Origin of the sequence: Trichloromonas sp. (assembly GCF_041583255.1) — a bacterium.
Taxonomy (GTDB): Bacteria; Desulfobacterota; Desulfuromonadia; order Desulfuromonadales; family Trichloromonadaceae; genus Trichloromonas.
The window spans coordinates 1-8547 of record NZ_JBFHGD010000146.1 but is presented as its reverse complement, the minus strand read 5'-3'; the positions used below and the strand labels follow the sequence as shown (position 1 = coordinate 8547).

At 62.7% G+C, this 8547-nt stretch carries 8 protein-coding genes; 6 read left to right on the top strand and 2 right to left on the bottom strand.

Annotated elements, in window-relative coordinates; translation table 11 throughout:
• A partial coding sequence (locus ABYV89_RS11785) for a hypothetical protein (RefSeq protein ID WP_432823151.1) occupies positions 1–363 on the bottom strand: 363 nt, incomplete at its 3' end.
• Between the two features lie 116 nt (positions 364–479).
• On the opposite strand from ABYV89_RS11785, the gene ABYV89_RS11780 reads away from it, so the two are divergent.
• Genes ABYV89_RS11780 through nudC form a run of 6 tightly spaced genes read left to right on the top strand, consistent with a single transcriptional unit; the run spans position 480 to position 7581 of the window.
• Complete coding sequence (locus ABYV89_RS11780) at positions 480–2387, top strand: LTA synthase family protein (protein ID WP_432823150.1); 1908 nt, start codon at positions 480–482, stop codon at positions 2385–2387.
• A 3-nt stretch (positions 2388–2390) separates the two neighbouring features.
• A complete protein-coding gene (locus tag ABYV89_RS11775; RefSeq protein WP_432823149.1) occupies positions 2391–3101 on the top strand; it encodes a phosphatase PAP2 family protein in 711 nt (236 codons plus the stop codon).
• A gap of 12 nt (positions 3102–3113) precedes the next feature.
• The gene (locus ABYV89_RS11770; RefSeq protein WP_432823148.1) at positions 3114–5216 is read left to right on the top strand and encodes an LTA synthase family protein; all 2103 of its coding nucleotides are present in this window, start codon (positions 3114–3116) and stop codon (positions 5214–5216) included.
• A 17-nt stretch (positions 5217–5233) separates the two neighbouring features.
• The gene (locus tag ABYV89_RS11765; RefSeq protein ID WP_432823147.1) at positions 5234–6136 is read left to right on the top strand and encodes a diacylglycerol/lipid kinase family protein; all 903 of its coding nucleotides are present in this window, start codon (positions 5234–5236) and stop codon (positions 6134–6136) included.
• Between the two features lie 49 nt (positions 6137–6185).
• Positions 6186–6710 (top strand): NUDIX domain-containing protein, encoded by a 525-nt coding sequence (locus tag ABYV89_RS11760; RefSeq protein WP_432823146.1) that lies wholly within the window; start codon positions 6186–6188, stop codon positions 6708–6710.
• Positions 6711–6726: 16 nt separating this feature from the next.
• On the top strand, positions 6727–7581 hold the full coding sequence (nudC, locus tag ABYV89_RS11755; RefSeq protein ID WP_432823145.1) for an NAD(+) diphosphatase: 855 nt from the start codon (positions 6727–6729) through the stop codon (positions 7579–7581).
• A 203-nt stretch (positions 7582–7784) separates the two neighbouring features.
• On the opposite strand, the gene ABYV89_RS11750 is transcribed toward nudC, so the two are convergent.
• The coding region (locus ABYV89_RS11750) for an alanine dehydrogenase (protein WP_432823144.1) at positions 7785–8547 on the bottom strand (763 nt) is incomplete at its 5' end.

Sequence of the window (8547 nt, the reverse complement as noted above, 5' to 3'; positions counted from 1 at the left end):
GGCTTGCCAGCCAATCAAGTTGCTGTTTTTAAAGGGAATAGACAAAAAAAATACGCCCGCCGCGTATAAATATTTATACGCGGCGGGCGTATTTTTTTTGTCTATTCCCTTTAAAAACAGCAACTTGATTGGCTGGCAAGCCCCTTGCAAAATAAGGATGCAGGTTAGGGCGAAAGACGCTCTCACCTTTGCCTCCGGGGCCTTTTCTGTTAAAGGCCCCGATTTTTTGAAGGGATGTTCAGGATCGTGAAATCCGCTAAACACGCTGTTCAAATTGCGCTGCTGATAGTCAGCCTGACCCTGCCGGATGGGCTGGTTGCGTCCGAAATCTGGTCGCCTGTGCGCGGCCAGATGCAGGGGCACGGGGTTGAGCTGCTGCTCACAGCGGTTGCTGCGGGGCTGGCGCTGCGCTTGCTGATGCCAGTTTTTCGCGGTCGTCGACTGTCGGCCGACATCATGAAAATGGACGGGAGTTGTTTATGAAGGGTGCGCTGACTGATTTTTTTCGTCCTCTGCTGCTGGTCTCCGGAATCTACCTGCTGCTTTCGCTGCTGCTGCGCCTGGTGCTCTGGTGGGCTTTCGGCTTGCCCGCGCGGATTTCCTTCGCGCAGGTTCCCTTCATTCTGCTCGGCGGACTGGCCAATGACAGCGTTGAACTGATTTACCTGCTGGCCCCGTTTTCCCTTTACCGCCTGCTGATGCCGGTAGGTATTACCAGCCACCGGCTGCATCGCCGGCTGGCCGGGGTGACATTCTTTCTGCTGCTGTTCGGGATGCTGTACCTGGCGTCGGTGGAATATTTCTTTTTCGACGAGTTCGATTCCCGCTTCAACCTGGTCGCCGTCGACTACCTGATCTATCCCACCGAAGTGCTGGTGAATGTCTGGGATTCCTACCCCGTGCTCCAGGTCATCCTGGGGATGCTGCTGCTGGCCGGGGTTATGTACCGATGGTGCTGGCGACATATGGACGCCGCCTTGGCCAAGCCCGCCCGTTTGCGGGAACGCGGCAAGGCTTTTGCGCTGCACGCGCTGCTGATTGCCCTGGCGGCCTTCGGATTTTCCACCACGACCCTGGCTTTTTCGGCCAACCGGGTCAGCAACCAGATCAGCAGCAATGGCATCAGCAGCCTGTTTCAGGCCTTTTTCACCAACAATCTCGACTATACCCAGCACTATCGGACCATCGAGGACGATCGCGCTTTTGCCCTGGTTCGCGAAGGCCTGGCGAAAGGCGGCGGCGACTTCGTTACTGACGAGCTGCAGAATATCAACCGGGCCTTTGCCGAAAACCCCGCCGGACTCGGAAAGATGAACGTGGTGGTGATCGTTGAAGAATCCCTTGGCGCCGGCTATGTCGGCGCCTACGGCGGCAAGCGCCAGCTGACCCCCAATTTCGATCGCCTGGCCGAGTCGGGACTGCTGTTTCGCAATGCCTTCGCCACCGGCACCCGGACCGTGCGCGGACTCGAAGCCATTTCGACCTCCTTCCCGCCGATCCCGAGCGAGTCGATCGTCAAGCGGCCGGGGAGCGAGGGGGTCGCCAACTGGGGGAAGGTAATGGCCGAGCACGGCTACCACTCCAGCTTTCTTTACGGCGGCTACGGCTATTTCGACAACATGAACCACTTTTTCTCCAGCAACGGCTTCGCCATCAGTGACCGGGCCGACATTCCGGAGCCGACTTTCGCCAATATCTGGGGCGTCTGCGACGAAGACCTGTTTCGCCATGCCCTCGATTACTTTGACGGCATTCATCAGCAGGGGCAACCCTTCTTCTCCATCATCATGACCACCTCCAACCATAAGCCCTACACCTTTCCCGCAGGGATCGAAGGGGTGCCTGCCGAGGGCGGCGGGCGTCGTGCCGGTGTCCGCTATGCCGACTACGCCCTCGGCCGCCTGTTCGCCCTGGCCCCGGAACATGACTGGTACGACAATACCCTGTTCGTGGTGGTCGCCGATCATGACGCCAGGGTCTACGGCCGCGCCCAGGTGCCGGTCGAACGATACCGGATCCCGCTGCTCTTTTACGCGCCTGGGCGGCTGCCGGCGAAAACCGTCGAAACGATCACCAGCCAGATCGATATCGCGCCGACCGTTCTCAACCTGCTGGGGCTTTCCTACACGGCGCCTTTTTACGGGCAGAACGTGCTGAATCCTGTCGCAGGCGCACGGCCGCTGCTGCTTAATCACAACCACGATGTGGCGTATATCGACGGTGAGCGCATGGTGGTGCTCGGTCTGCAGGGGGCCACGGATTTCTTCCGCTATAGTGCCGATAGCGACAGCCTGGAACCGGCGGAGGCGGACCCGGCACTGGCCGACCGCGCCACCGCCTATTACCAGACGGCCTTCGAGCTCTTCAAATCCCATCGCTACGAGTGACCGATGAGCAAGGGTGAGAATTTGAAATTCTGGCTGCGGCACGCGCTGCTGCCGTTTGCGTTGTTTGTTCTGCTGGCCGGGCTGTTCGAGTTGACCGACTGGGACCTGCGGCTGTCCGCGCCTTTTTTTGACCCGATGCTGCAGTTCTGGCCCTACAAGCACAGTTGGTGGGCCGGCGGCCTGATTCACACGGGCGGCAAGTACCTGGTGCTGCTGTGTGGAGCCGGTGCGCTGGCCGCCTGGGGGGGCTCGTTTGCCTGCAAGCGGCTGCGTTTCTGGCGCCGCACGGCGCTGTTTCTGTGCCTGAGCATCGGGTTGGGGACCGGCCTGGTCTCGCTGGGCAAGCAGATGACCAACCGCCACTGTCCCTGGGATTGCGATTTGTACGGCGGCGATGTCCCTTACGTGCGCCTGTTTGAGGCGCCTCCTGCCGGCTGCAAGCAAGGGAAGTGTTTTCCCGCCGGCCATGCCGCGGGCGGGTTTTCCCTGATGAGCCTCTATTTTGCCCTCTATCGGCGGCGCCGGCTGGCTTTGGTAGGGCTGGCGAGCGGATTTGGCCTGGGCGCGTTGTTCGGGTTCGGCCAGGTGGCGCGAGGGGCGCATTTTGTTTCGCACAATATCTGGACCGCGGCAATCTGCTGGACGGTTGCCTTGCTTCTATATGCGTTCATGTTACGAACCCGTCCAATGCCGGCGGCGGAAGCCAACCGGTAGAGAGGTGTGTCGATGAAAGTTCTATTGCAGAAAATCCGCCAGTTTTTCCCGCCTGAGGCCCGTTTTATTGCCGGCGTCTATGTCTTGCTGCTGGTTGTTTTCGCGGCGCTGCGCTTGCTGCTGCTGCTGCGCAATGTCAATTTCGCCCAGCAGGTGGATACCGGTATACTGCTGCAGAGCTTTCTGGTCGGCCTGCGCTTCGATCTTGCGGTCAGCTCGTACCTGCTGATCCCGTTGTTTCTGCTGCTGGTGTTGCTGCCGCCGCGCTTGCGTTCCGCGCTGGTCGGCGGATTCGCCCTGCTGGCCGGGGGGCTGATTTTTCTCGGCGTGGCCGAAGCCGAATTTTACGGCGAATTTGAAAGCCGGTTCAATTCGCTGGTCTACGAATACGTCGGGCACCCGAAGATCGTTGCCGGGATGATCTGGGACGGCTACCCCGTCTTCCGTTACAGCCTGATCTGGCTGGCGCTGGCTCTCGTTTTTCTGGTTGGGTTGCGCTGGTTGTATCGGCGCTGCCTCGCGAATATCCGGCCTGTCGCCAGTCTCCGGGGCTCGATGCTCAGGGTGATGGGGGGGGCGGTCATCCTGGCGGTAATGGTTTTCGCCTCCCGCGGCGGGGTCGGGCACGAACCGCTGCGCTGGGGGGATGCCTTTTTCTCCGAGTCGACCTTTGCCAACCACCTGGCGCTAAACGGCATCTTTACCCTGACGCGCAGCGGCTGGGATAAGCTGTACAGCAAGCAGGCGTTCTGGACCGAGTCGCTGACGCCCGAGGCGGCCCTGGAAACCAGCCGCAGGATGCTGACCCTTGCCAGCGAGATTTCTCTCGGTGATTCCGAACACCCGCTGCTGCGCCGTGAACTGGCGCCGGCTTCGACCCTGCCGGTGCGCCATTCCGAAAACGGCAAGCCGGTTAACGTGGTGGTCATCCTCATGGAAAGCTTTTCCGCCCGTTTCGTCGGCGCCCTTGGCTCCCTTGCGGCGCTGACCCCAGAGTTCGATCAGCTGGCGCAGCAGGGGATCCTCTTTGAGCGGGCCTTTTCCAACGGCACCCACACCCACCAGGGGGTCTACGCGACGCTGACCTCCTTTCCCAATCTGCCCGGCTACGAATACCTGATGAAGATGATGGAGGCCAACCAGGAATTCTCCGGGCTGCCGACCCTGCTGCACAACAACGATTACCAGTCGCTGTTTCTGTACAACGGGCTCTTCTCCTGGGACAACAAGGAAGGCTTCTTCCGCCAGCACGGCATGGATCGTTTTATCGGTGAAGGCGATTACGTCAACCCCACCTTTGTCGACCCGGTTTGGGGCGTCTCCGACCATGACGTGTTCACCCGGGCCAACCAGGAATTCAAGGAGATGGCCGCCAGGGGCCCGTTTTTCGCCAGCATCCTGACCCTCTCCAACCATGCCCCGTTCAACCTGCCCGAACCGCTCCCCTTCGAGCGGATTCGAACCGGTGACGCCTATGAAGGTCGCTACAACGGCATGCGCTACGCCGACTGGGCGCTGGGGGAATTCTTCCGCATGGCGCAGCAGGAAGACTATTTCGACAACACCCTGTTTGTCATTACCGGCGATCACGGTTTCGGTTCGCCGCCGATGATCACCCCGATGATGCTCTCCCGATTCCACGTCCCGCTCCTCTTTTATTCCCCCGGACTGCTGGGTGATCACGCCGAGCGCCGGCAGACGGTGGCCAGCCAGGTCGACATCGGGCCGAGCGTCCTCGGCCTGCTCGGCATGAACGACCCGCACCAGGGCTGGGGGCGCAACCTCTTTTCGCCGTCGTTGCAGGATGAGGGCTTCGCCGTGATCAAGCCTTCCGGCGGCGAAGAACTGGTGGCCCTGATCGAGGGGGACCGGCTGCTGATGATTGCTCCGAAGGAGAAGCCCCGGCTGTATCGCTACGGTCTCGGTTTTCCGCCGGCCACGTCCGACGACCTTGCGCGGGAGGAAAAAGAGCTTGCCCGGCAGATGGAAAATCGCTTGCTGGCCTATGTCCAGACAGGTATCCTTGCTCTGCGCGATCGTCATCTCGGGGTGCCCGAAGCCGAGCCGGTGCTGCTCGGAGGGCAGGATGGCAGTCGCCTGGTTCATATTCACTAACGAAACGAGGGACTGACATGGATGGAGCGGGAAAGATCCCCCGGCAGATCAAGCTGATTGCCAACCCGGTTGCCGGCGGCAATGCCGCCGCCAAAATCCGCCAGGCCGAACTCTGTCTGGCCGAACAGGGGGCCCGGGTTGAACTCTTTCTGACCGGCGCCCGCGGCGACGCCGCCCGGGCCGCGGCCGAGGCGAAGTCCGGCGGGTTCGACCTGGTCGTCGCCGCCGGTGGCGACGGCACCCTCAACGAGGTTATCAATGGCCTGGCGCCGTCGAGTATCCCGTTGGCCTTCATTCCTCTCGGGACGACCAACGTCTTTGCCCTTGAGGCCGACATCCCCTTCGATATCGCCGCCGCCTGCCGGATCGCCCTGAACGGATCGCCGACCTCGATCTGCCTGGGCCGGGCCGGCGATAGCCGGTTTCTGCTTATGGCCGGCGCCGGCTTCGATGCCGAGGTGGTGCACCGGGTCGATCTTCGGCTCAAACGGCGCCTGGGCAAGCTGGCCTATCTGGTCAGCGCTCTCAGGGTCTTCTTCGAGCATCCCCCGGAACCCCTCGAAATTGTCCTCGAGGATGGCTCTCAGCGCACGGGCTACGGCCTGATCATCGGCAACGGCCGCCTGTACGGCGGGCGCTTTTCCATCACTCCCGGGGCCGCATTGACGGATGATCAGTTCGAAGTCTGCCTGCTGCAGCGTCCGGGGCGCCTGGGGCTGCTCCACGGCCTGCTGCGGATGCTGCTGAAGCAGCCCTTGGCCCCCGCCGGGGGGCTGCTGTTCAAGGCCCGCGAGCTGACAGTGCAGGGTGATCAGGTGCCGGTGCAGATTGACGGCGACCCCCACGGCCGGCTGCCGATGAGCTTTCGGGCGGTCTCCGGTGAACTGCTGATGGTCATGCCCCCCGCGCAGGGGAGGTAGTCGACACATTCCCCTTGCCGCTGCTGTTGCCTCCTGTTATCTTCTGCCCATGAAAACCCGCGACAAAAACATATTCAACGGCCGCATCATCTCCCTGGCCATCGAGGAACATGAGCTTCCCGACGGACGCCGGGCCGAATTCGAGGTGGTGCGCCATCCCGGCGGCGCGGCCGTGCTGCCGCTGCTCGACGACGGCCGGGTGGTGCTGATCCGCCAGTTCCGGCCGGCCCTCGGCGGGATGGTGGTGGAAATCCCGGCCGGTCGGCTCGAACCGGGGGAGTCGCCCGCAGACTGCGTGCGGCGGGAGCTGATCGAGGAGGTCGGCTACTGTGCCGAGACGGTTGTCAAGCTCGGTGAAATGCTCCCGGCGGTCGGGTTCTGCGATGAGCGCATCCACCTCTTTGCCGCCAGCGGACTGCGGGCCGTGCCCCAGGCGCTGGAGCCTGACGAATATATTGAGCTGCTGCCGCTGCCGCTGGCCGAGGCCCTGGCCATGGTTGCCGCCGGGCAAATCCCCGATGGCAAGACCCAGCTGGCGTTGCTGCTCTGGCAGAACCTTGAGGCCGGTTGCTGAAACAGGAAGAGAACGTATGTCCCCGTATCCCGATTTTTATCCTTCTCCCCAGCATCTGCCCTTCAACCACGAGTCGATCAAGCATCTTTTCCAGCCCCAGTTCGCCGAAGACGATCCCGGCGGGGAGGGGGTCTGGCTGCTGGTTCGCGGCTCCGAACTGCTGGTGCGCGAGCTTGAGCTGCCGGACGGCGATCTGCCGGGAGGCTTGAGCGGGGAGTCGGCCGTCTATATCGGCCGCTGGCAGGGGCGCCCCTGCCGGGTGCTGCCGGTATCGCGCCAGCTGCCGGTTCCCGCAGGATTGACGGCGGAACACCTGCAGTCGGCCGAACCGAAGCTGTCGCTGGAATTATTGTCTCTTGGAGCGCTGGGTGCCCAGGTTCTGCACTGGGAAAAGAACAGCCGCTGCTGCAGTCGCTGCGGCGGCCGGATGGAGAGGATTGCGCAGGAGTCGGGAAAGACGTGCCTTGCCTGCGGCGCCCTGCATTTCCCGCACATCCACCCCTGCGTCATTGTGCTGGTGCGGCGCGGCGACGAAGTGCTGCTGGTGCGCAAGGCCGAATGGGCGGACGGGCGCTACGGCCTGGTGGCGGGTTTTCTTGATCGGGGGGAATGCCTGGAAGAGGCGGTCGCCCGCGAGGTGTTGGAAGAAACCGGAATCCGGGTGCAGAACATCCGCTACGTCGGTAGCCAGAGCTGGCCCTTTCCCAGCCAGCTGATGGCCGGTTTCGTCGCCGATTACGCCGGTGGCGAGATCGTGGTGGAAGAGAAGGAACTGGAGGACGCCCGCTGGTTCGCTGTCACCGAGATGCCGACCCTGCCGCCCAAGCGCAGCATCGCCCGCTACCTGATCGATACCTTCGCGGTGTCTTAGGGGAAGACCCCTGTGTCTGCCCGGCATTGCGGAATAACAACCGGCTGGTTGCTGCAAGCGAGGGCGAACACACTGCGGCGCAACGCAAAAAAAAACCCGGGCGGGGACCCGGGGCCGCAAAAATATCTCCTTTTCGGGGAATCAGCCGACTCTGGAGGAGGTTTGATGGCTGGAAAAGAGATACTGCGTAAAATGTGTAGCGGCTACAGCGGGCAGGGCTGCCAGGGCAGACCCTGGGCCGCGGCTACCGGCTGGTTGCAGAGCATGCCGCCGAAGGTGTTGATCCCCCTGGCCAGGGCCTCGTCCTGTCTGGCCGCAGTCACAAGCCCGAGGGCGGCGATCTTGCGCACGTAGGGGAGGGTGGCGTTGGTCAGGGCGTAGGTGCTGGTGCGGCTGACCGCCCCCGGCATGTTGGCCACGCCGTAGTGAAGCACGCCGTCGATCGTGTAGACCGGGGTGTCGTGGGTCGTCGGGTGGATGGTTTCCACACATCCGCCCTGGTCGACCGCCACGTCGACGATGACGCTCCCCGGTTCCATCTGTTTGAGCAGCCCGCGTTTTACCAAAACCGGAGCCCGCGCCCCGGTCACCAGCACCGCGCCGATCAGAAGGTCGGCCCGGCGGGCCTCCTCCTCGATGTTCTGCGAGTTGCTCATCAGGGTATGGATGCGGTTGCCGTAGTGGTCGTCGAGAAATCCGAGCCGCCGCGAATCGAGATCGATGACGGTCACATCGGCACCCATGCCGACCGCGATGCGCAGGGCATTGCTGCCGACCGTACCGCCGCCGAGGATGACCACCTTGGCGGGGCGAACCCCCGGCGCGCCGCCGAGCAGCACCCCTTTGCCGCCGTTTTCCTTCTGCAGGAAATGGGCTCCCACCTGCACCGACATCCGCCCGGCCACTTCGCTCATCGGGTGCAGCAGCGGCAGTGAGCCGTCTTCGAGCTGTACCGTTTCGTAGGCG